23 protein-coding genes are annotated in these 22,389 nt (G+C 67.6%); 16 read left to right on the top strand and 7 right to left on the bottom strand.

All coding sequences use genetic code 11. From position 1 onward, the window contains the following. Positions 1-50: 50 nt before the first annotated feature. The 6 genes from B9Y64_RS04145 to B9Y64_RS04170 all read left to right on the top strand — a co-directional run bounded on the left by B9Y64_RS04145 (position 51) and on the right by B9Y64_RS04170 (position 5,439). Positions 51-1,799 (top strand): glutamine--tRNA ligase/YqeY domain fusion protein, encoded by a 1,749-nt coding sequence (locus tag B9Y64_RS04145; RefSeq protein WP_100439583.1) that lies wholly within the window; start codon positions 51-53, stop codon positions 1,797-1,799. A gap of 43 nt (positions 1,800-1,842) precedes the next feature. Beyond that, on the top strand, positions 1,843-2,496 hold the full coding sequence (locus B9Y64_RS04150) for a hypothetical protein (protein WP_100439584.1): 654 nt from the start codon (positions 1,843-1,845) through the stop codon (positions 2,494-2,496). 48 nt (positions 2,497-2,544) lie between these two features. Continuing rightward, complete coding sequence (locus B9Y64_RS04155; protein ID WP_100439585.1) at positions 2,545-3,267, top strand: DUF6348 family protein; 723 nt, start codon at positions 2,545-2,547, stop codon at positions 3,265-3,267. 97 nt (positions 3,268-3,364) lie between these two features. Further along, entirely contained in the window at positions 3,365-3,925 is a 561-nt protein-coding gene (locus tag B9Y64_RS04160) for a nucleoside deaminase (RefSeq protein ID WP_004154307.1), read from the top strand. After that, the gene (gene rlmM / locus B9Y64_RS04165) at positions 3,909-4,976 is read left to right on the top strand and encodes a 23S rRNA (cytidine(2498)-2'-O)-methyltransferase RlmM (protein WP_100439586.1); all 1,068 of its coding nucleotides are present in this window, start codon (positions 3,909-3,911) and stop codon (positions 4,974-4,976) included. The genes B9Y64_RS04160 and rlmM overlap by 17 nt, the downstream gene beginning before the upstream one ends. Positions 4,977-5,040: 64 nt before the next feature. Next, on the top strand, positions 5,041-5,439 hold the full coding sequence (locus B9Y64_RS04170; protein ID WP_100439587.1) for a hypothetical protein: 399 nt from the start codon (positions 5,041-5,043) through the stop codon (positions 5,437-5,439). A 69-nt stretch (positions 5,440-5,508) separates the two neighbouring features. Here B9Y64_RS04170 and B9Y64_RS04175 read toward each other — a convergent pair whose 3' ends face one another. From B9Y64_RS04175 to ubiH, 3 genes are all read right to left on the bottom strand, one after another. Beyond that, positions 5,509-7,032 carry a hypothetical protein gene (locus B9Y64_RS04175; RefSeq protein ID WP_157804479.1) on the bottom strand — a complete coding sequence of 508 codons (1,524 nt, stop codon included), beginning with the start codon at positions 7,030-7,032 and terminating at the stop codon, positions 5,509-5,511. Between the two features lie 166 nt (positions 7,033-7,198). Beyond that, positions 7,199-8,380 carry a UbiH/UbiF family hydroxylase gene (locus tag B9Y64_RS04180; protein ID WP_100439589.1) on the bottom strand — a complete coding sequence of 394 codons (1,182 nt, stop codon included), beginning with the start codon at positions 8,378-8,380 and terminating at the stop codon, positions 7,199-7,201. Further along, on the bottom strand, positions 8,377-9,585 hold the full coding sequence (gene ubiH, locus B9Y64_RS04185) for a 2-octaprenyl-6-methoxyphenyl hydroxylase (protein WP_100439590.1): 1,209 nt from the start codon (positions 9,583-9,585) through the stop codon (positions 8,377-8,379). The genes B9Y64_RS04180 and ubiH overlap by 4 nt, the downstream gene beginning before the upstream one ends. Positions 9,586-9,694: 109 nt before the next feature. Here ubiH and B9Y64_RS04190 point away from each other — a divergent pair, with 109 nt between their 5' ends. The 10 genes from B9Y64_RS04190 (at position 9,695) to B9Y64_RS04235 (ending at position 19,590) form a co-directional block, all read left to right on the top strand. Further along, the gene (locus B9Y64_RS04190; RefSeq protein ID WP_100439591.1) at positions 9,695-10,279 is read left to right on the top strand and encodes a hypothetical protein; all 585 of its coding nucleotides are present in this window, start codon (positions 9,695-9,697) and stop codon (positions 10,277-10,279) included. 8 nt (positions 10,280-10,287) lie between these two features. Further along, on the top strand, positions 10,288-10,842 hold the full coding sequence (locus B9Y64_RS04195; RefSeq protein WP_014036041.1) for a cob(I)yrinic acid a,c-diamide adenosyltransferase: 555 nt from the start codon (positions 10,288-10,290) through the stop codon (positions 10,840-10,842). Between the two features lie 9 nt (positions 10,843-10,851). Beyond that, complete coding sequence (locus tag B9Y64_RS04200) at positions 10,852-11,790, top strand: histone deacetylase family protein (RefSeq protein WP_100439592.1); 939 nt, start codon at positions 10,852-10,854, stop codon at positions 11,788-11,790. Between the two features lie 89 nt (positions 11,791-11,879). Then, complete coding sequence (gene lptD, locus B9Y64_RS04205) at positions 11,880-14,360, top strand: LPS-assembly protein LptD (protein WP_202909038.1); 2,481 nt, start codon at positions 11,880-11,882, stop codon at positions 14,358-14,360. After that, positions 14,357-15,706 (top strand): peptidylprolyl isomerase, encoded by a 1,350-nt coding sequence (locus B9Y64_RS04210; RefSeq protein ID WP_100439594.1) that lies wholly within the window; start codon positions 14,357-14,359, stop codon positions 15,704-15,706. The genes lptD and B9Y64_RS04210 overlap by 4 nt, the downstream gene beginning before the upstream one ends. A gap of 3 nt (positions 15,707-15,709) precedes the next feature. Continuing rightward, complete coding sequence (pdxA, locus tag B9Y64_RS04215; protein WP_100439595.1) at positions 15,710-16,690, top strand: 4-hydroxythreonine-4-phosphate dehydrogenase PdxA; 981 nt, start codon at positions 15,710-15,712, stop codon at positions 16,688-16,690. After that, positions 16,687-17,490, top strand: a complete 804-nt coding sequence (gene rsmA / locus B9Y64_RS04220; RefSeq protein WP_100439596.1) for a 16S rRNA (adenine(1518)-N(6)/adenine(1519)-N(6))-dimethyltransferase RsmA — start codon at positions 16,687-16,689, stop codon at positions 17,488-17,490. Before pdxA ends, rsmA begins: the two co-directional genes overlap by 4 nt. A gap of 13 nt (positions 17,491-17,503) precedes the next feature. Then, complete coding sequence (gene apaG, locus B9Y64_RS04225; protein WP_008268668.1) at positions 17,504-17,887, top strand: Co2+/Mg2+ efflux protein ApaG; 384 nt, start codon at positions 17,504-17,506, stop codon at positions 17,885-17,887. 15 nt (positions 17,888-17,902) lie between these two features. Then, positions 17,903-18,922, top strand: coding sequence for a symmetrical bis(5'-nucleosyl)-tetraphosphatase (locus tag B9Y64_RS04230; protein ID WP_100439597.1), 1,020 nt, complete (start codon positions 17,903-17,905; stop codon positions 18,920-18,922). After that, positions 18,919-19,590 (top strand): DUF1287 domain-containing protein, encoded by a 672-nt coding sequence (locus B9Y64_RS04235; RefSeq protein WP_100439598.1) that lies wholly within the window; start codon positions 18,919-18,921, stop codon positions 19,588-19,590. Before B9Y64_RS04230 ends, B9Y64_RS04235 begins: the two co-directional genes overlap by 4 nt. 33 nt (positions 19,591-19,623) lie before the next feature. On the opposite strand, the gene B9Y64_RS04240 is transcribed toward B9Y64_RS04235, so the two are convergent. The 4 genes from B9Y64_RS04240 to lgt are packed head-to-tail and all read right to left on the bottom strand — an operon-like array spanning position 19,624 to position 22,374. Continuing rightward, positions 19,624-20,115, bottom strand: a complete 492-nt coding sequence (locus tag B9Y64_RS04240) for a dihydrofolate reductase (RefSeq protein ID WP_100439896.1) — start codon at positions 20,113-20,115, stop codon at positions 19,624-19,626. A gap of 2 nt (positions 20,116-20,117) precedes the next feature. Next, positions 20,118-20,675, bottom strand: a complete 558-nt coding sequence (locus B9Y64_RS04245) for a hypothetical protein (protein ID WP_157804480.1) — start codon at positions 20,673-20,675, stop codon at positions 20,118-20,120. Between the two features lie 20 nt (positions 20,676-20,695). Beyond that, on the bottom strand, positions 20,696-21,490 hold the full coding sequence (locus tag B9Y64_RS04250; RefSeq protein WP_100439600.1) for a thymidylate synthase: 795 nt from the start codon (positions 21,488-21,490) through the stop codon (positions 20,696-20,698). Beyond that, positions 21,487-22,374, bottom strand: a complete 888-nt coding sequence (gene lgt, locus B9Y64_RS04255; protein WP_100439601.1) for a prolipoprotein diacylglyceryl transferase — start codon at positions 22,372-22,374, stop codon at positions 21,487-21,489. Before lgt ends, B9Y64_RS04250 begins: the two co-directional genes overlap by 4 nt. Positions 22,375-22,389 lie beyond the last annotated feature (15 nt).

The following is a 22,389-nucleotide window of genomic DNA, read 5'->3' on the forward strand; positions in this document are numbered from 1 at the left end:
CCCGGTAAGCGTTAGACTGGCAATCTTTCTGCCTTTCTTTTCGCCGACTCATGTCCGAGCACACCCCCGCCAGCCCCGAGACCCCCGCCGACAGCCACGAAAAGCGCGATTTCATCCGCCAGATCGTGCGCGAGGACCTGGCCAGCGGAAAGCACCAGGCGATCAAGACCCGCTTCCCGCCGGAGCCGAACGGCTACCTGCACATCGGCCATGCCAAGTCGATCTGCCTGAACTTCGGCATCGCCGGCGAGTTCAGCGGCGTCTGCAACCTGCGCTTCGATGACACCAACCCGGCCAAGGAAGATCCGGAATACGTGGCCGCGATCCAGGACGACGTGCGCTGGCTGGGCTTCAGCTGGAACGAGCTGCGCCACGCCTCGGACTATTTCCAGACCTATTACCTGGCCGCCGAGAAGCTGATCGAACAGGGCAAGGCCTATGTCTGCGACCTGTCGGCCGAGGAAGTGCGCGCCTACCGCGGCACCCTGACCGAGCCGGGCCGTCCGTCGCCGTGGCGCGACCGCAGCGTCGAGGAAAACCTCGACCTGTTCCGCCGCATGCGTGCCGGTGAGTTCCCGGATGGCGCGCGCACGCTGCGTGCGAAGATCGACATGGCCAGCGGCAACATCAACCTGCGCGACCCGGCCCTGTACCGCATCAAGCACGTCGAGCACCAGAACACCGGCAACGCGTGGCCGATCTACCCGATGTACGACTTCGCCCATGCGCTGGGTGATTCGATCGAGGGCATCACCCATTCGCTGTGCACGCTGGAGTTCGAAGACCACCGCCCGCTGTACGACTGGTGCGTGGACAACGTCGATTTCGCCCATGACGATGCGCTGACCCAGCCGCTGGTCGATGCCGGCCTGCCGCGCGAAGCGGCCAAGCCGCGCCAGATCGAGTTCTCGCGCCTGAACATCAACTACACGGTGATGAGCAAGCGCAAGCTGATGGCGCTGGTCACCGAACAGCTGGTGGACGGCTGGGAAGACCCGCGCATGCCGACCCTGCAGGGCCTGCGCCGCCGTGGCTACACCCCGGCCGCGATGCGCCTGTTCGCCGAGCGCGTGGGCATCAGCAAGCAGAATTCGCTGATCGACTTCAGCGTGCTGGAAGGCGCGCTGCGCGAAGACCTGGACAGCGCTGCACCGCGCCGCATGGCGGTGGTCGACCCGGTCAAGCTGGTGCTGGCCAACCTGCCGGAAGGCCACGAAGAACAGCTGACCTTCAGCAACCACCCGAAGGACGAGAGCCTCGGCAGCCGCGAAGTGCCGTTCGCACGCGAAGTGTGGATCGACCGCGAGGACTTCGCCGAAGTGCCGCCGAAGGGCTGGAAGCGCCTGGTGCCGGGTGGCGAAGTGCGCCTGCGCGGCGCCGGCATCATCCGCTGCGACGAAGTGATCAAGGATGCCGACGGCACCATCACCGAGCTGCGCGGCTGGCTGGATCCGGAATCGCGTCCGGGCATGGAAGGCGCCAACCGCAAGGTCAAGGGCACCATCCACTGGGTCAGCGCCGTACACGGCGTGCCGGCCGAGATCCGCCTGTACGACCGCCTGTTCTCGGTACCGAACCCGGACGACGAATCGGAAGGCAAGACCTACCGCGATTACCTCAACCCGGAATCGCGCCGCACCGTCACCGGCTATGTCGAGCCGGCGGCGGCCAGCGCCGCCCCGGAGCAGTCGTTCCAGTTCGAGCGCACCGGCTACTTCGTCGCCGACCGCCGCGACCATACCGAAGCCAAGCCGGTGTTCAACCGCAGCGTGACCCTGCGCGACACCTGGTCGGCCTGAGGACCTGCGCGGGCGCCGGGATGGCGCCCGCACGAACCCGACGATGATCACCGCCCTGTCCGCCCTGCTCTGGTTCATCTCGCAGCATCCGCTGCTGACGTTCTTTGCAGCGATGGTGCTGGCCGGGCTGGTCTCGTGGTGGCGGCGTTCACCGGTCTACGCCATCGTGGTGTTCCCGCTGGCGATGCTCAACATCTTCCTCGGCAGCTTCCTCAACGCCACCTTCCTCAATGCGGTGGGCGAGCGCGGTGAAGCGGTGATCGTGAAGGCCGAGGAAACCAATTCCACGCTCAACGAACAGTACATCTGGCGCTACGAAGCGGTACTGCGCACCGCCGAGGGCCGTGATGTGGAGGTGGTGTTCCATACCAACACCGCCTCGCTGTGGCCGCTGGAAAACGCCATCCGCATCCCGGCACGCGACCAGCCATTCGTGGTGAAGTACACGCCGGGCTTCCCGCGCAATTTCGTCATCCTCACCAACGAATCACCCCATGGCATCGCCCAGGCCCGGGCCAGCGCGCGCGAGCGCGTGGAGGTAGCGGCACGCAAGCTGCATTTCAGCCCGGGCAATGCCGATTTCCGCGCCGACTATCGCCGCGAGCTGGAAGCCTGGCTGCGCGACCACGGCAACGATCCGCAGCAGCAGTCCGACGCGCAGCGATATCGCGCCGAACTCGACGCACTCGACCGCTAGCCCCAGGCCCCGCCTGGATGTTCCGCCCCATCCATCCACAGGCCTGACATGACCACGAGCGCCACCGCCCTCCTCCCACTGCTGCAACAGGCCCTGCAGGACGCCGGCACCGCCAGCCGCATCGACGGCAGCGCGCTGATGCTGGACAGCGGCCTGCGCCTGACCCCGCACGCGATGGCCGCGCATGCGCGCGACAATGGCGGCTGGCAGACCTCGACCGTCATCGAAAGCCAGCATCCGGTGCTGTTCGCCGATGGCCTGTTCGAGTACCAGCACGCCAACGGTGCCGATGAACAGGCATCACTGCTGTCCGGCTTCCAGGCCTGGGCACGGGTGGACCTGGTGACCTTGCAGACCGCGATCGGTGCCGAAGGCGCACAGGGCCTGCCGATGATGGGCCTAACCTATCCGGGCGGCGACGAGGGCGAAGAACACCAGCGCACCGTGGTGCTGGGACCGTTGGCGCACTACCGCGCGCACGAGGTGGATGCGTCCACCTGCAGCGAAGACGACCATGGTTCCTGCCCCTGCTGCCTGTTCACCCGCAGCATGGAAGCCTTCGACGACCTGCTGAAGGCACGCCCGTTCCTGGCCATCCGCCTGTTCGCCTCGCGCGATGCCGATGGCCTGTGCGAAGCCGATTGCCGGGTCAATGGCCACGACTTCGCTGCCGCCCTGCCCCTGCTGCGCGCCTATGCCGCCCGCTGGCCGCAGGCCGGGCTGGAGTTCCGCAAACAGTACGTGGTGATCCGCACCGGCGCGCCGGCCTGATCCGCCGCCACACCCGATACAGGCCGGTGCGGCTACACTGCGCGCCGGTTTCCCTGGCAACCGCACTTTCTTCCACTCCCTACGAGGCACCCCCGCGATGCTGTACGCGCAAGTCCACCTGACCCTTCCCGCCTGGATCCACGACCAGATCGACCTGGATCGTCGATATCCGGGCGACGAGGCCAAGGTCGCGCTGGCGATCGAGCTGTCGCGGCTGAACGTCGAGCACGCCAGTGGCGGCCCGTTCGGTGCGGTGGTGTTCGGCCCGGACGACAAGGTCATCGCCGCCGGCGTGAACCGGGTGATGCCGCACGCGACCTCGCTGGCCCACGCCGAGAACATGGCCTACATGCTGGCCCAGCAGCGCCTGCAGACCCCGCGCCTGAACGCGGTGCTGTCGCCGGTCACCCTGGCCACCAGTTCGCAGCCGTGCTGCCAGTGCTACGGCGCCACCGTGTGGGCCGGCATCGACCGCCTGCTGATCGGTGCCAACTCGGCCGACGTCGAGGAACTGACCCCGTTCGACGAAGGCCCGCTGCCGGCCGACTGGGTGGGCGAACTCAACAAGCGTGGCATCGAGGTGGTGCAGGGCCTGAACCGCGACGCCGCGCGCAGCGTGCTGCGTGCCTATGGGGAAAGTGATGGCGCCCGTTACTGAGGCCGGCATCGGCCTGCTGTGCCTGTGCCGGCAGGGCTTCGAACCCGAGCTGGCCGGCGAGCTGCAGTTCCGTGCCGGTGAAGCCGGTTTTGCCGGCTATGCGCGCACCCAGCGCAATGACGGCTACGTGCTTTTCATGTGCGACGAGGCCGCCGCGCTGGCGCCGCGCCTGCGCTGGCGCGAGCTGATCTTCGCGCGGCAGAAGCTGGTGGTGCTGGCCGAGCTGCCGCAGCTGGATCCGAGCGACCGCATCACCCCGATGCTGGAGGTGCTGGCCGATGCGCCGCGCTTCGGCGACCTGTGGGTGGAGCACCCCGATTCGGACGCCGGGAAGCCGTTGTCCGGCCTGGCGCGTGCCTTCGGCAATGCGCTGCGCCCGGCGCTGCGCAAGGCCGGCAAGCTCAGCGACAAGCCGAACAACCGCCTGCCGCGCCTGCATGTGGTGTTCGTCGACGGCACCCATGCCTTCGTCTGCGTGGCCGACCCGGCCGACAGTGCGCCTTGGGCGCTGGGTATTCCACGCCTGAAGCTGCTGCCCGAAGCGCCTTCGCGTTCGGCGCTGAAGCTGGACGAGGCGCTGCTGACCCTGCTGACCCCGGAAGAACGCGAGGCGCTGGCTAGGCCCGGCATGCGCGCGGCCGACCTCGGCGCCGCACCCGGCGGCTGGACCTGGGTACTGACCCGCCAGCACATGCACGTGCTGAGCATCGACAATGGCCCGCTGCGCCAGCACGTACTGGACACCGGGCTGGTCGAGCATCTGCGCGCCGATGGCTTCCACTGGCACCCGGAACAGCCGCTGGACTGGATGGTCTGCGACATGGTCGAACAGCCACGCCGCGTGGCCGAGCGGATGGCCACCTGGTTCCGCGAAGGCTGGTGCAGGCACGCGATCTTCAATCTGAAGCTGCCGATGAAGAAGCGCTGGGACGAGACCCGGCTGTGCCTGGACCTGTTCCAGGACCAGGCCGGCAAGCCGCTGGTGGTACGCGCCAAGCAGCTCTATCACGATCGTGAAGAGATCACCGTACTGGCCTCACCGCTGCGTTGATCCGTCATCGGCGGCACAGGTTGCCGGGAGTACGCTCCCGGTACCCTCTGGCAAGGAGCCTGCCATGAACATTCCGCGTTCCGCCGTGCTGTTGGCCACCCTGCTGGCCTCGGTACCGGCCATGGCCCAGCACGGCCCGTCCACTCCGGCGCAGAGCCAGCCGCTGGGCCCGACCGGCGGCGCCATCCGCCAACAGCCGCTGGGCGCCGGCCAGGTCACCGGCAGCGTCGAGATTCCGCAGCCGGCTGGCGAAGCCGCCGTCACCGTGCGTTCGCTGGAACCGAGCAGCGTGGTCGGCCAGTACCGCATCCGCTTCAGCGACCTCGACGTGAACGGCGATGGGTTCATCAGCCGCCAGGAAGCACAGGCCAACCCGGCGCTGGCCGATGAATTCAATTCACTGGACCGCAGGCATCGCGGCAAGCTGGACCGCGCCGACCTGGCTGGATGGCTGGTTGATTGAAAAAGGGGACGGAGGGGATTAAGTCGTTTGTGGCACAAACGTCGTGATTCCTGCCCCCCTTCCTGACGCTTACAGGATCAACGGCGCCGCCCGCAAAAGCTGCTGCGGCGAGGCGGGTACCTCCTGCAGTCCAACAACGTATCTGCCATCGTGGCTGATCACCGAAGCGACAGTGAACAGGCAGCGATGCGTGTAGATCTTTTCCCCACGCACCCGGTCATCTACGTACCGGCTGTGCAGGGACATGCCCGAGAAGCCACTGATCCTGAACCACACAGCCTGCGATCCGGCCCCCTCAACGGCCGTGCTGTTACCGGCATCCTCAACACTGGGCGCAGTGGAGAAGAACGCCTGCGGGCGCACCGGAGCCCCCGTCGCGATCATCGTACCCAGACGTTCCAGTTCCTCGGTCGTGCAGGTTGCCTGATAGTAGGTTGTTTCAGGTTCAACGCCTTGCGAGTAACGGATCAATGCAAGTTCACGATTGATTTCGGCGATTTCATTGACCGTGCCGGGATGGAGCATTTCCGCATAAAGCATCAAGTTGATTCCGGCACGGATCCTCCCTTCGTCATGCCTGAATGTGTCTCTACCCTGGGTGCGCACGATCTGCTCCTTGATGGTCAGGGCCCTCGTTCTGGAGCACAGCCCCCGGCACATTCCCTGGACCGCCTCGCGCCCCCGCCGGCTCGCCCACACCATGGCGAAACTTTCCCCATCCAGGCGCTGTTGCAGGTCCGCCTGCAGCCGATTGACGCGGCTCGAGCGACGCTCCTTGTCCTGAGGCACAAGTGCGGCCACCAAGGGCGCACGGTGCTGGACCCGCTCTTTCCGGTCCAACTCGCGCAGCGCAGCGTGTGCGTTGTCCCGCTCCACAGTCAGTTCCCGCTGGCGGATGCTCGACCAATGCTGATGGGCGTCGCTGACGTGATGGCAGAGGAGTTCAAGGCAACCCTGCACTGCCGGTGGCGATGACTGCCCAGGCCCCTCCGCCATTGAATGCGGGCTCTCTCCAATGTCCGGCATCAATGGCACGCATGCTTGATCCGGTCTGTGGCGCCTCTCCGGCGGATCAGCGAAAATCATGGCCTGCCGGACGGCTCGTCCCAGCATCCTGTCATCTTCATCAAGGCACTTCTGGATCGCGACAGCATCATCGGCCATCACGCGATCCCGTAGGGCGATCAGATCATTCCGGGTAGCCGCTCCAGCGTAACGCCGTGCCAGCGCCTCGGCCTGCGCGGTCCGCTTGGCCTCACCATGCCCCAGGAGATTCTTCCAGGCGCTGCCGCTCTGCAGTGGCTTGATCCGTTCCCCCTTCAGCCGCAACATCCTGTCGCCTTCCAGGTTCCAGATGGAATCCAGCGCCTGCGACAGTGATCGCGTATCCCGCACGAAGTCGGCACGGATGGCCGGCAGCCTGGCACCAAACTGATGGCTCGCCCGCCTGACTTCCTGCAAGGCGTGATGCAAAGCCACGCGATCGCCTCGCAATCGTTCCAGGCCCTCTTCTGCGGCAGCAGCGCTCTGCCGCCAGGCCTCGCGCGAAGCGCGTATCGGTACAACCGGATGGGATGCGGCGGCAGGAAACATGGAAGGGTTCGCTTGGCGAAGGGCAACACACGCTATCCCTCAGTAGACGGCCCTACATCCATTTTTCAATCATCCGGCGGCTGTCGCGCCCGGCGTGGCATCCGCCAGCGCAGGATGCGACAAAAGGGGCGGCAAACGACTTAATCCCCTCCGTCCCCTTTTTGCGCTAGACGCCGGCGGCGCGCTTCCAGAAGGCCTGCACCAGCGGCGGCCATTTGCCGACGCAGCCCAGCGCGCGGCCGCGGGCCAGGGTCAGGTGCATTTCGTCGTTGGAGAACAGGCGGTTGATCGCATCGAAGCTGTAGGCGGCGACGTGGTTGTCGCTGCGTCGCTCGCGTGCCCAGCGCTGCAGGCGCTGCGGCGACAGCCGCGGCTGGCCACGGCGCTCTGCCGATGGCGCCAGCCACTGCTGCAGGGCGGCGACATCGCGCAGCCCCAGGTTGACGCCCTGCCCGGCCAGCGGATGCACCACATGCGCGGCATCACCCAGCGCCAGCACGCGGCCGGCGACATAGTGACGGGCCAGCTGACGGCGCAGCGGGAATGCCGCACGCGGTGATGCCAGCCGCAGTTCACCCAGGCGCGCAGCGAAGGCGCGGGTCAGTTCCCGGTTGAACGTGGCCTCGTCCAGCGCCAGCACACGTGCCGCCTCATCCTCGGGCAGGGTCCAGACGATCGAGCTGCGGCGCTCGGCCACCGGCAGCAACGCCAGTGGCCCGCCCGGCAGGAAGCGCTGCCAGGCCGTGGCCTGGTTGGGAAGATCGCTGTCCACGTAGGCCACCACGCCACGCTGGTGGTAGTCATGGCGCTCGACCTCGATTCCGGCCAGCTGGCGCAGGGTCGATTCGGCGCCGTCGGCGGCCACCGCCAACGCCGCTTCCAGGCGACGACCGTCATCCAGGCGCAGGCGCACGCCGTCTTCGTCCTGCTCCAGCGCCTCCACCCGTGCCGGGCAGTGCAGCTGCACACCCGCCGCCGGCAATGCCGACCACAGGCGATCCTGCAGCAGGCCGTTCTCGACGATGTAGCCCAGCTCGCGCCGACCGAAGCGATCGGCGTCGAACAGCAGATCCTCGCCACCCGCCGCATCCCACACCTGCATGCGCCGGTACGGCCAGGCGCGGGCCTGCGCGATGGCCGGCCACACGCCCAGGCGGTTCAACAGCTGCACGTTGTCAGCGGCGAAGGCGAACACGCGCAGGTCCGGCTGTGCGGCCTGCCACGGCGCGGGCTCGCGGCCCTCCACCAGCGCAACCGACAGACCGGCATCGGCCAACGCCAGCGCACAGGCGGCACCGACCACGCCGCCCCCGACGATGGCCACGTCCAGACGCGCACGCCGGCTCATGCAGCTTCTCCACGGCACAGGCGCGGCACTTCGCCGCGGAAGCCCATCGCGCCGCCGACCAGCATCGATTGCACCGACGCGCGCTGCGCGGCAACCAGGCCGAGACTGCGCAGCGGCCGCATCAGCGGCGCCGGGTTGCTGGTCAGGCGTGCCAGCCCCCCGGAGAACGCCACCGTCTGCCGGCGGTCCTCCTCGCGGCGCGCGACATAGGCCTGCAGCAGTGCATCACTGCCGGCATCCCCGTGCGCATCTTCCAGCAGTTCGGCCAGGGTCAGCGCATCGCGCAGGCCCAGGTTGAAGCCCTGCGCGCCCAGCGGATGGATGGTCTGCGCGGCATTGCCGAGCAGCACCGTGCGTTCACCGGCCAACGCGCGCGCCAGCACCTGGATGAGCGGGTAAGCGCTGCGCGGGCCGGATTCGAGCAGGCGACCGGCACGCCAGCCGATCGCATCCTGCAGGCGTTGCAGCCAGGCCACATCGTCCAGCGCCATCACCGCATCGGCCTGGTCCCGGGCCACGCCATGCACGGTGCCGAAGTGGCGATCACCACGCGGCAGCAGGGCGGTCGGGCCGGTATCGGTGAAGCGCTCCCAGGCCGTGCCATCCGGCGCGCGCTGGCTGCGCACGCGGGCCACGAACAGGGTCTGCTGGAAATCATGCCGGTCGACCTCGATGCCCAACGCGCCTCGCACGCCGCTGGTCGTGCCATCGGCACCCACCACCAGCCGTGCCAGCAGCACGCGCTCGCCGGTCTCGTCGGCCACCCGCACCTGGCGGTAGCCATCGACCACCTCGCCCAGGCCCAGGAACCGCATCGGCCGGTAGCGCTGCAGCCGCGGCAGTTCCTGCAAGCGCGCCTCCAGCGCCTGGCCGAAGTCCCGCGCAACCACCACCTGGCCGAACCACGGCCGGTCGTAGTCGGACGCCTCCAGCTGCACGCGGCCGAAATCGCCGGCACGGCTGACGTGGATGCGACGGATCGGCCCCGGCGCCATCGCCAGCTTCTGCATGACCCCCAACGCGGTCAGCGCGTTGACGGTGGCAGCGGCGAAACTGAGGTTGCGCTGGTCGAACACCGCCGGCAGCTCGCCGGCCGGGCTGGCCTCGAGCAGGCCCACATCGCGGCCCAAGCGGTCCAGGGCGATGGCCAGGCTGGCACCGACCAGGCCACCACCGACGATCAGCACGTCATGTCGTTCACTCATGGTGTTCATGATACGCGCTCGCTCCGCCCGATCACCCAACACCCCCCGGCCTGCGCCAACCGGCGCGGCGGGCTAGAATGAAACCTGAATCCGCTCCGGGCCCGCTGCCATGTCCGCCACCGCCAACCGTGCCTTCGTCCTGTCCGTACTCGTGCTGGTGCTGGCGACGACCCGGGTCAACCACTTCGCGGCGATCCCCGATGCCTCCTGGGCGGTGTTCTTCATCGGTGGCTTCTACCTGGCCGCCTGGACACGCTGGGCGTTCCCGCTGCTGATGGTGTTCGCGGTGCTGGTGGACTGGATCGTGATCCGCAGCAGTGGCCTGGATTTCTGGCAGCACTACTGCGTGTCGCCGGGCTACTGGCTGCTGCTGCCGGCGTATTTCTCGCTGTGGGCCGGCGGCATGCTGCTGGGCCGCAACTACCAGGCCGCGCGCTGGCCGGTGCTGGCCAAGGGTGCGCTGCTGCTGGTGGCCTCGGTGGCGGTCTGCCATCTGCTGGCGCAGGGCGGCTTCTACTGGACCAGCCGCAACGTGGCCGAGCCGACGCTGGCCGGCTGGGCACAGAACTACACCCAGTGGTTCGGGCCATACCTGCGTACCACTGCGATCTACGTGGCACTGGCGGCGGCGCTGCAGCTGGCCGTGGAGCAGGTGCTGAAGCTCCAGCAGGCCCGCCGCGACATCCGCCACTGAGCCGCACCATGGGCCATCGCCTCTCGCGCATCTATACCCGCACCGGCGACGACGGCAGTACCGGCCTTGGCGACGGCCAGCGCGTAGCCAAGGACGATGCCCGCGTGGCGTCCTACGGCACCGTCGATGAAGCCAATGCCGCGCTCGGCCTGCTGCTGGCCACGGCGCTGCCCGAGGATGTCCGCGCGCTGGTGGTGCATCTCCAGCACCAGCTGTTCGACCTGGGCGCCGAGCTGTGCATCCCCGGCCACGCCGCGATCCACGCCGCCGATGTCTCGGCACTGGAACAGCAGCTGGACCACTACAACGCCAGCCTGCCGATGTTGAAGGAGTTCATCCTGCCGGCCGGTGGCGAGGCCGCCGCGCGCTGCCACCTGGCCCGCACCATCGTCCGCCGCGCCGAGCGCGAGACGGTCACCCTGGCCCGCCACGAAGCCGTGCGCAGCGAGGCGCTGCAGTACCTCAACCGGCTGTCGGACCTGTTGTTCGTGCTGGCCCGGGTACTGGCCCGCGCCGATGGCCATGGCGAAGCGCTGTGGCAGCCACAGCAGCGTCAGCGCTGAGTCGGCACGATGCTGGTCTTCACCCATCCGTCCTGCCTGCTGCATGACCCCGGCCCGGGCCATCCAGAGTGCCCGCAGCGCCTGCAGTACGTACTGGACGCCCTGCACGCCGCCTTCCCCGGCCAGCTGGACTGGCGCGAGGCGCCGCCGGCCAAGTTCGGGGAACTGACCCGGGTCCACGACAGCGCCCTGCTCGACTTCGTGCTGCAGCCGCAGACCGCGCCGCTGCGCCAGCTGGACATGGACACCTGGACCTCGCCGGGCTCGGCCAGTGCCGCCGTGCATGCAGCCGGTGCCGGTGTGGCCGCTGTCGATGCAGTGATGCTGGGCGAGGACCCGCTGGCGTTCTGCGCGGTGCGGCCACCGGGCCACCATGCCACCAGCAGCACCGCGATGGGCTTCTGCCTGCTCAACAACATCGCCATTGCCGCAGCCTATGCCCGCGACCGCCATGGGCTGGAGCGGATCGCGGTGGTCGATTTCGATGTCCACCATGGCAACGGCACCCAGGACATCTTCCAGCACGACGCCCGGGTCTCCTACTACAGCACCCACCAGGCCGGCCTGTTCCCCAATTCGGGCCTGCGCCGCGACCGCGGTGCGGGCAACCTGATGAACATCCTGCTGCCCCCCGGCAGTGGCGGGTTCCGCTTCCGCAATGTATGGGCCGACGAGATGCTGCCGGCCATCGACGACTTCCGCCCGCAGCTGCTGCTGATCTCGGCCGGCTTCGATGCCCACCTGCGCGACCCGCAGGCCGACCTGATGCTGGAAACCGACGATTTCGCCTGGATCACCGGTGAACTGCATGCGCTGGCGCGCCGCCATGCGGCCGGCCGGGTGGTCTCGATGCTGGAAGGCGGCTATGACCTGCAGGCCCTTGCCGAGTGCAGCGTGGCCCATGTCCGGGCCCTGATGCCGCCCCCTCGGGACAGCATCTCCGGATGAACCCGAACCGGCAGGATCCGACGCCCTTCATTGCCCCTATGCAAGGGATGGGGCAAGCTACCGTCCGTTTTCGCCCGAATCCGAACCGCGTGCGCCGAGCCCTCCGCCTGCTTCCCCTGCCTCTGAGCATCGCCATCTGCCTGCCGGCAATGGCCGATGAAAAGCCGCTCAACTGGGGCCTGTGCCCGGCTACCGACGTGATTCCCGCGTTCACCGATGCCCCTACCCCGGTCCCGGGGCAGGACAAGGCCGCCGCCAGCGCCGCGCGCGAGCAGCAGCCGACCGACATCGAGGGTGACCAGCTGCTGGGCACCACCACCGTGCCGCAGTACGAAGGCAACGTGGCCCTGCGCCGGGGCGACCAGTTCGTCGGCACCGACAAGCTCAGCTTCGATACCGAGACCGGCAACTACATCGCCGACGGCAATGTCCGCTACCAGGATTCCTCGATCCGCATGGTCGCCAAGCGCGCCGAGGGCAACCAGGAAAGCGACACCCACAAGATCACCGACATCCAGTACCAGCTGGTGTCGCGCCGCGGCAACGGCGATGCCGAGTCGGTCGACCTGCAGGGCGCGGTCGGCCAGATGCACCGCTCCACCTACACCACCTGCGACCCGTCGCAGCCGGTGTGGAAGCTGTCGGCACCGCAGATCGAGGTGGACAACGACGAAGGCTTCGGCACCGCCCGCAACGCCGTGCTGCGCATCGGCAAGGTGCCGGTACTGTGGGCACCGTACTTCAAGTTCCCGATCGATGACCGGCGCAAGACCGGCCTGCTGTTCCCGCAGCTGGGCATGTCCGGGCGCAACGGCTTCGACTACACCCAGCCGATCTACCTGAACCTGGCACCGAACTACGACGACACGCTGATGCCGCGCTACATGAGCCGGCGCGGCCTGATGCTCGACAACGAGTTCCGCTATCTCTACAACGGTGGCCGTGGCGAGCTGCTGACCGCTTACATCCCCAACGACAAGCTGCGCGACCGCGACCGCGGCCGGGTGATGTTCAGCGGTTACCACAATGTGGACAGCCACTGGCAGGCCCGCGCCAATCTGGCCTGGGTCAGCGACGAGCGCTACGTCGAAGACTTCGCCAACCGCCTGGTCGGTGTGACCGCCTCGAACCTGCAGAGCACCGTGGGCCTGTACGGCACCGGCAAGAACTGGACGGCCGGCATCATGGCCGACCGCTGGCAGCTGACCGACTACACGCTCAATGAAAGCGCGCTGCCGTACAACCGCCAGCCGCGCCTGTACTTCAACTGGGACAAACCGGTCCTGCCGTGGCTGGAAACCGGCATCTACGCCGAAGCCGTGCGCTTCACCCACGACGACATCAACTACAAGTACGACGCCAGCGCCGGCCCGGACCTGCAGTACACGCGCAATGGCCAGACCCTGCGCATGTACGGCGGCTCGCGCCTGGACGTGAAGCCATACGTGTCATTGCCGATCAGCGGCGCGGCCTGGTACATCACCCCGACCCTGGCCTACCGCTACACCGGCTACGACCTGGACCAGGGCCTGGCCGACAGCGTCCGCCGCAGCGTGCTGGTATCGCAGGGCATCGACCCGGCCACGGCGACGCCGGAGCAGCTGCGCGGCAATAAATCGCCCAGCCGCAGCCTGCCGATCGGCAGCATCGACGCCGGCCTGTTCTTCGATCGCGAGACCCGCATCGGCGGCAAGTCCTTCCTGCAGACCCTGGAGCCGCGCCTGTTCTACCTGCGCACGCCCTACCGCGACCAGGACGAGCTGCCGATCTTCGACACCCGCGACTTCACCTTCAGCTGGGGCCAGCTGTTCCGCGACTCCCGCTATACCGGCGCCGATCGCCAGAACGACGCCAACCAGCTGACCATGGCGTTGAGCACCCGCTTCATCGACCAGACCACCGGCAAGGAACGGTTCTCGGCCTCCATCGGCCAGATCCAGTACTTCGACGAGTCGCGGGTGACCGTCACCCCGGGCGGCGCGCCGGTGGAAAAGGGCAAGTCGGCGTGGATCGCCGACGGCAACTACATGATCAACGACCGCTGGACCCTGGGCGCCACCTACCAGTGGGACCCGAAGTACAAGCGCGAGGATCTGGCCAGCGTCCGTGCCCGCTACCTGATGCCCAACGATGGCGTGATCAACCTCAGCTATCGTTACCGCATCAACTCCGGTGCCCCGGCCACGGCCAACAAGCATGACCGGACCCTGCTGGAGCAGGCCGACCTGTCGTTCCTGTATCCGCTGAATGCGCGCTGGAGCCTGGTCGGCCGCTACTACTACTCGCTGCAGGACAAGGAGCCGCTGGAAATCATCGCCGGCGTCCAGTGGGACAGCTGCTGCCTGGCCGTGCGCGTGGTGGGCCGCCGCTACGTCCGCAACCGCGAAGGCGAGATGAACAACGCCATCCAGCTCGAGTTCGTACTCAAGGGCCTGAGCTCCCTCGGCCAGGACACGGACCGTACCCTGCGCCGTGCTATCCTCGGCTACAACCGCGACGACCTCTATCTCGTGCCGCCGAGCAACACCGGGGCGACCCGGGATGACTACGATCCGAATCTGATCCCATGACCAAGCGCTTCCCCGTTCTTCTTGCCTCGCTGCTTGCGGTTTCCAGCGTGTCCGCCCCCCTGCAGGTGCTTGCCCAGGAGGCGCAGCCGCTTGACCGCATCGCCGCCGTCGTCGATGAGGACGTGATCCTGCAGAGCGAGCTCCAGCGTGCGATCGCCAACATCAAGGCGCAGTACGCCGGCCGCGAAAACCAGCTGCCGCCGGAAGATGTGCTCAGCCGCCAGGTGCTTGAACGCCTGGTGCTGGTCAAGCTGCAGGTGGCTCGCGCCCAGGGCAGCGGCATCCGTGTCAGCGACCAGGAACTGAACCAGGCGATGAATTCCATCGCCCAGCAGAATGGTTCAAACCTGGACGCCCTGCGCCAGCGCCTGGCCCATGACGGTATCGACTTCAACGATTTCCGTGCCTCGGTGCGTGACGAGATCACCGTGCAACGCCTGCGCCAGAGCTTCGCGCAGAGCCGCATCAGCGTCAGCGAGGGTGAAGTCGACGCCGCGCTGAAGCAGCAGGCCACGGTGGGCAACCAGTACCATCTGGCGCACATCCTGATCGCCCTGCCCGACGGCGCCAACGCCGACCAGATCGCCACCGGCCAGAAGAAGGCCGATGGCGTGAAGACCCTGCTGGACAAGGGCGAGCTGGACTTCAACGCTGCGGCCGTGCGCTATTCGGACAGCCCGAACGCACTGGAAGGCGGCGACCTGGGCTGGCGCAGCCTGGATGAAATCCCCACCGCGTTCGCCCAGCTGATGGAAAAGATGAAGCCCGGCGAAGTGGTTGGCCCGATCCGCGGCCCGAGTGGCTTCCAGCTGCTGAAGCTGGTGGAAGTGCGTGACTCCAGCTCCGCCGCCGCCACCGGCGAGCACACGGTCACCGAGTTCCACGGCCGCCACATCCTGGTGCGCGTGGACGACCACCAGACCGACGCCGCCGCCAAGGCCAAGATCGATACCCTGCGTGCCCGCATTGCCGGTGGCGCCGAGTTCCAGACCGTTGCCAAGGAGTCCTCCGAGGACAACAACAGCAAGGGCCAGGGCGGTGATCTGGGCTGGTTCCCGGCCGACGCGTTCGGTCCGGCCTTCGGCCAGCAGGTGGAAGGTCTGCAGGACGGCGGCGTCAGCCAGCCGTTCCGCACCGACGCCGGCTGGCACATCGTGCAGCGCGTGGCGACCCGCCAGACCGACGTGACCACCGACAACCAGCGTGCCCAGGTCCGCGAGACCATCGGCCGCCGCAAGCTGGAAGACGAGTACAACCGCTTCCTGCAGGAACTGCGTGGCGAAGCCTACGTCAGCTTCCGCAGTGGCGACCGCGCGGAAAACACCGCCACCCCACCGCAGTCCTGACCGATGCGCCCCGAGCTCGCTCTGGTACCGGGCGAGCCCGCCGGGATCGGCCCGGAACTGTGTGTCCGCCTCGTCCAGCAGCCGCGTGAAGATTGCCGGCTGCTGGCTTTTGCCGACCCGGACACCCTGTGCGCGGCCGCGGCCGCGCTGAACCTGCCCCTGCAACTGCTGCCCGAGGACGCCGAAGCACGCGTTCCCGGCGATCTGCGCCTGCGCGACGTCCGCAATGCTGCGCCCAGCCGCTTCGGCCAGGCGGATCCAGCCAATGCCGGCGCGGTCATCGGCGCCCTGCTCGGCGCCGGCCAGGCCTGCCTGTCCGGCGAACTGCACGGCGTGGTGACCGGCCCGGTGCACAAGGCGGTCATCAACGAAGGCGGCATTGCCTACAGCGGCACCACTGAACTGCTGGCCGACCAGGCCGGAGTGAAGGTGGTGATGATGCTGGCCAACCACATCGTGCGCGTGGCCCTGGCCACCACCCACCTGCCGCTGCGCGAGGTGGCCGATGCCATCACCGCACCCGGCCTGGAGCACACGCTGCGCACCGTGCATGCGGCACTGCGCCGCGATTTCGGCCTGCCCGCGCCGCGCATCGCCGTGCTCGGCCTGAACCCGCACGCCGGCGAAGAGGGCCACCTGGGCCGCGAGGAACTGGACCTGGTCATCCCGCTGCTGCAGCGCCTGCGCGCGGAGGGCATGGACCTGGTCGGGCCGCTGCCGGCCGACACCGCCTTCCTGCCAGCCAAGCTGGCCGGCTTCGACACCGTACTGGCGATGTACCACGACCAGGGCTTGCCGGTACTGAAGTATTCCGGCTTCGAGCAGGCCGTAAACCTGACCCTGGGCCTGCCCTACCCGCGCGTGGCGGTGGACCATGGCACCGCGCTGGACCTTGCCGGCCGCGGCATCGCCGATCCCTCCAGCCTGCAGGCAGCAACGGCGCTGTGTGCGCAGCTTGCGCGGCAACGTACACTGAGCGCATGAATTCCCCGCATTCCCCCTCCGGCCCGGTGTTCACCGCCCCGGCCAAGAAGCAGCTTGGCCAGCATTTCCTGGCCGACCGCCACTACATCGACAAGATCGTGATGGCGGTCAATCCGAAAGACGGCGACCGCCTGGTCGAGATCGGCCCGGGCCAGGGCGCCATCACCCTGCCGCTGCTGCGCGTGCACCCGAAGCTGACGGTGATCGAGTTCGACCGCGACCTGATCGCACCGCTGACCGCCGCCGCCGAGCCGCTGGGCGAGCTGACCATCGTCCATCGCGACGTGCTGCGCGTGGACTTCACCGAGCTGGCCGACGGCCAGCCGATCCGCCTGGTCGGCAACCTGCCCTACAACATCTCCTCGCCGATCCTGTTCCATGCACTGGAGCATGCTGCGGTCATCCGCGACATGCACTTCATGCTGCAGAAGGAAGTGGTCGACCGCATGGCGGCCGGCCCCGGCAGCAAGGTCTATGGCCGCCTCAGCGTGATGCTGCAGGCTTACTGCCAGGTGACCTCGCTGTTCGTGGTGCCGCCGGGCGCGTTCCGGCCGCCGCCGAAGGTGGATTCGGCCGTGGTGCGGCTGGTGCCGCGTGACCCGGCCACGATCAACATCAACGACCACAGGCGCTTCGCCGACGTGGTCAAGGCCGCCTTCGGGCAGCGCCGCAAGACCCTGCGCAATGCCCTGAACAACGTGGTGTCCGCCGAGCAGTTCATCGCCGCCGGCGTGCGTCCCGATGCCCGCGCCGAACAGCTGGACGTGGCCGAATTCATCGCCTTGGCCAATGCCTCCTGATTACACTGCCGGTATGGAAGACGCTGACGTATACGCCATTTCCGTCGAAGTCGCGCCGCGCTTCCTCGACGATCAATCCGCGCCGGAAGACGGTCGCTTTGCGTTCGCCTACACGATCCGCATCCACAACCAGGGGCGGGTCGCTGCACGCCTGGTCGCACGCCACTGGCGCATCACCGATGCCAATGGCCGTGTCGAGCATGTCGATGGCGACGGAGTGATCGGCGAGCAGCCGCGGCTGCGCCCCGGTGAAGACTTCCGTTACACGTCCGGTGTCATGCTGGGGACCGATCACGGGACCATGCAGGGGCACTACGACATGGTCGCCGACGATGGCACCGAATTTGCCGCGCCGGTCGCACCGTTCGTGCTGGCCGTCCCGCGTACCCTGCACTGACACGGAGGCCGAACGATGAGTGTGTGGGCGATCGGCGACCTGCAGGGCTGCTATGACGTCACCCAGCGATTGCTGGAGAAGATCCGCTTCGACCCGGCGCAGGACACCCTGTGGTTCTGCGGCGACCTGGTCAACCGCGGCGGCCAGTCGCTGGAAACGCTGCGGCTGGTGCATTCGCTGCGCGAGCACAGCGTGGTGGTGCTGGGCAACCATGATCTTTCGCTGCTGGCCGTCGGTGCACGCACCGAAGAGGAACAGCGCAAGGTCAACCCGGACCTGCTGCGCATCGTGCAGGCCGAGGACCGCGACGAACTGCTGGACTGGCTGCGGCTGCAGAAGCTGGTGCACGTGGACCGCGAGCTGGGCTGGATGATGGTGCACGCCGGCCTGGCGCCGAAGTGGACCACGCAGATGGCCGAAAAGCACGCCGCCGAGGTCGAGGTGCAGCTGCACGGCGCCGGCTACCGCAAGCTGTTCCGCAACATGTATGGCGACAAGCCGAGCTGGGCCCCGAACCTGTCCGGCTACGACCGTTCGCGCGCGATCATCAACGTGCTCACCCGCATGCGCTACTGCACCCCGCGTGGGCGCATCGGCATCGAGGACAAGGGCACGCCGGGCACGCAGGAACAGGGGCTGTATCCCTGGTTCGAAGTGCCGGGCCGGGTCGAGCGCGACCTCAAGGTCGTCTGCGGCCACTGGTCGGCGCTGGGCCTGACCATCACCCAGGGCGTGCACGCCATCGACACCGGCGCGGTGTGGGGCGGCAAGCTGACCGCGATCCAGCTCGATACCGACGAACTGCGCGTGGTGCAGGTGCCGGGCCGCGATGTACCGGCACCGGTGCCCAACGCCCGCCCACCGGCGCGACCGGCACACGAGCGCCCCGCCGCTGCGGCACAGGGCAAGGAACAGGGCGCCGGCAACGCCGCTGCTGCCAACCCGGGTAACCGGGGCCCGCGCCGACGTCGTCGTCGAGGCGGCGGTGCTGGCGGCACAGGCGGCAGCAACAACAGCACGCCGCCACAGGCATGACGCGACGCGGCTGGGCACCATGGACGGTGCTGCTGCTGGCGCTGGCCAGCGCCAGCGGCTGCCAGCCCGGTCCGTCCCAGGCTCCCGACGCTGCCGCCGACGCCGCTCACGCGTCGGCATCCCCACAAACGCCTTCGCCGCCACTGGTGGCCGCAGCGCGCGCGCAGATCGGCGTCACCACCCGTTACGATCCGGCCTACCGGGTCCTGGCCTATCCCGGCGGCGACGTCCCGCTCGATCGCGGCGTGTGCACCGACGTGGTGGTGCGCGCACTGCGCAGCCAGGGCATTGACCTGCAGGCGCGCGTGCATGAAGACATGCGCGGCAACTTCAGCGCCTATCCCGCGATCTGGGGCCTGTCTCGGCCGGATCGCAACATCGATCATCGCCGCGTACCGAACCTGATGCGCTGGTTCGAACGGCAGGGCTGGCAGCAACCGATCTCGGCCCTCGCCACCGGCTACGCGGCCGGCGACATCGTTGCCTGGAAGCTCAACGGCAACGGCCTGCTGCATGTGGGCATCGTCTCTGACCGGCGCCTGGCCAATGGCACACCGCTGGTGCTGCACAACATCGCGCGTGGCACGCGCGAAGAGAACCTGCTGTTCCAGCACGCGATCATCGGGCATTACCGGATGCCGTCAACGTTACAACCGCCGGTTCTGTAGCCGAGCATGGCTCGGCTCTACAGCAAACCGCCCTCAGCGGCGCGTGTAATGCACGAAGCGGAACGCGTAGGCATGGCGCGCGTCGGCCGGGTGCGGCTCGCTGCTGGCTTCCTGCCAGTCCTGCGCGTCCAGCTCGGGGAAATGGGTATCGGCGGGGACTTCGGCATCCACCCAGGTCAGGTACAGGTCACTGGCCTGGTCGAGCAGCTGCCGGAAGATCTCGCCGCCGCCGATGATGCACAGCTCGCTGGCCCCTTCGGCTTCGGCAATCGTCTTCGCCTCGTCCAGCGACGCCACCGCACGCATGCCCTCGAACGGCACCTGGCCGCTGCGGGTCAGTACCAGGTTGGTCCGCCCCGGCAGCACGCGGCCGATCGATTCGGCGGTCTTGCGCCCCATCAGGATCGGCTTGCCCAGCGTCAGCGCCTTGAAATGCTTGAAGTCGTCCGGCAGGTGCCAGGGCATGGCATTGCCCTGGCCGATGCCACGGTTGCGGTCCAGCGCCACGATCATCGAGAGCTTCAGCATCATCCTTCCCGGGCTGCAGCGGCCGTAGCGTCAGCGCCGCACAGGATCTTCATGCCAGCGACAGCATCCAGCACCTGCGGGTCGATCGGCGTGTCCTGCGGCCGATCAAACTTGACCCAGGCAAACGACGTCGAGCCCAGGACCAGCCACTGCGTCAGCCGCGTAGCATCCCCGCGCACAGCCTCGAAGCGATAGGCCGGCAGGGAATCCAGCGTGATCCACTCGCCGGCCTTTTCGGGCTTCAGCGACTTGTCCATCTGGTTGGTTACCGCCGCCAACCGTTCCATGCCCTTCGCCGAGCCCAGCGCACCGAACACCGGCGCGCAGGTCATGGTCAGCGAAATCGGTCCGCGGGTCTCCGGCGCTGCCGGAAGCAACGTGACAACCGCACTCACCTTCAGGTTGGGATGTTCCCGGTTGGCCGGCGCCACCGATGTTTCAATCCCGTCGGGAAGCTCAAGGCTACCCGCCGGTCCCTGGACCGTGCCGGCGTGGGCGAGGCCACTGGCGGAAGCCAGCATCAGCAGCGTCGAAAAAGCGGAAAAGCGTGTTGCCATGAATTCGTCCTTGAGAGATCTCACACCGCTACCGGCGCCTTGATGGCCGGGTGCGGATCATATCCATCGATGCGGATATCGTCGAACTGGAAGCCGAACAGGTCGGTCACCTCCGGGTTCAACCACAGCTTCGGCAGCGCACGCGGCGCGCGCGACAGCTGTTCGCGCGCCTGCTCGAAGTGGTTTGAGTACAGATGCGCGTCACCCAGCGTATGCACGAAGTCGCCCACGCCCAGGCCGGTGGCCTGCGCCACCATGTGGGTCAGCAACGCGTAGCTGGCGATGTTGAACGGCACGCCGAGGAAGATGTCGCCGCTGCGCTGGTACAGCTGGCAGCTGAGCTTGCCGTCCACCACGTAGAACTGGAACAGGTTGTGGCACGGCATCAGCGCCATCTGCGAAAGCTCGCCCACGTTCCAGGCGCTGACCACCAGCCGGCGCGAATCGGGGTTGCGCTTGATCTCGTCCACCAGCCACTGCATCTGGTCGATCTCGCGGCCGTCGGCAGTGGCCCAGCTGCGCCACTGCTTGCCGTAGACCGGGCCGAGGTCGCCGTTCTCGTCGGCCCACTCGTCCCAGATCCGCACCTGGTTGTCTTTCAGGTAGCCGATGTTGGTATCGCCCTTCAGGAACCACAGCAGCTCATGGATGATCGAGCGCAGGTGCAGCTTCTTGGTGGTGACCAGCGGGAAGCCGTCGGCCAGGTTGAAGCGCATCTGCCAGCCGAACACGCTGCGGGTGCCGGTGCCGGTACGGTCGCTCTTCTCGGCTCCGTGTTCGAGCACATGCGACAGCAGGTCCAGGTAGGGCTTCATGCCTTGCCCTCGGCGGCCACCGGCAACTGCGGCTGCAGCACCGGTGCACGACGGGACATCACCAGCAGCACCAGGCCGAAGGCGATCAGCGGCAGGCTGAGGATCTGGCCGCGGGTCAGCCAGTCGAAGGCCACGTAGACGCCATTGTCGGGCATGCGCACGAACTCGACGGCAAAGCGGAACAGGCCGTACATCAGCGCGAACAGGCCACCGACCAGATAGCGATGACGCGGCTTGGCCGACACCGTCCACAGCACCACGAACATCACCAGGCCTTCCAGGAACGCTTCATACAGCTGCGAGGGATGGCGGGCGAACTGGTTCAGCGCGCCCGTGGCGAACTGCGCCTGCAGCGTCGCGTGGTCGAGCTGGTTCAGCGGCGCCGGCAGACCGGACGGGAACACCACGCCCCAGGTACCGTCGGTGTACTTGCCCCACAGCTCGGCACCGATGAAGTTGCCGATTCGGCCGAAACCCAGGCCCAGCGGCACCAATGGCGCCATGAAATCCATGGTGTCGAAGAAATGCAGCTTGTGCTTGCGCGACCACCACCAGCAGGCGGCGATCACGCCCAGCAGGCCACCGTGGAAGCTCATGCCGCCGTCCCACACCTTGAACAGCAGCAGCGGGTTGTGCAGGAAATCGCCCAGCGCGTAGAACAGCATGTAGCCGATGCGCCCGCCCAGCACCACGCCGAGCATGGCGTAGAACAGCAGGTCGGAGAAGCCGTTGGCATCGACGCCCGGCAGGCGCCCGTCGGCGATGCGCCTGCGGCCCAGCAGCCAGGCCGCAGTGAAGCCGAGCAGGTACATGATGCCGTACCAATGCACCTTGATCGGCCCCAGCGAGAGGGCGATGGGGTCGATGTCGTGGAAATAGATCATGGAAGGTGCCTTGCG

Source organism: Stenotrophomonas maltophilia, assembly GCF_002799245.1.
Lineage (GTDB): Bacteria > Pseudomonadota > Gammaproteobacteria > Xanthomonadales > Xanthomonadaceae > Stenotrophomonas > Stenotrophomonas maltophilia_S.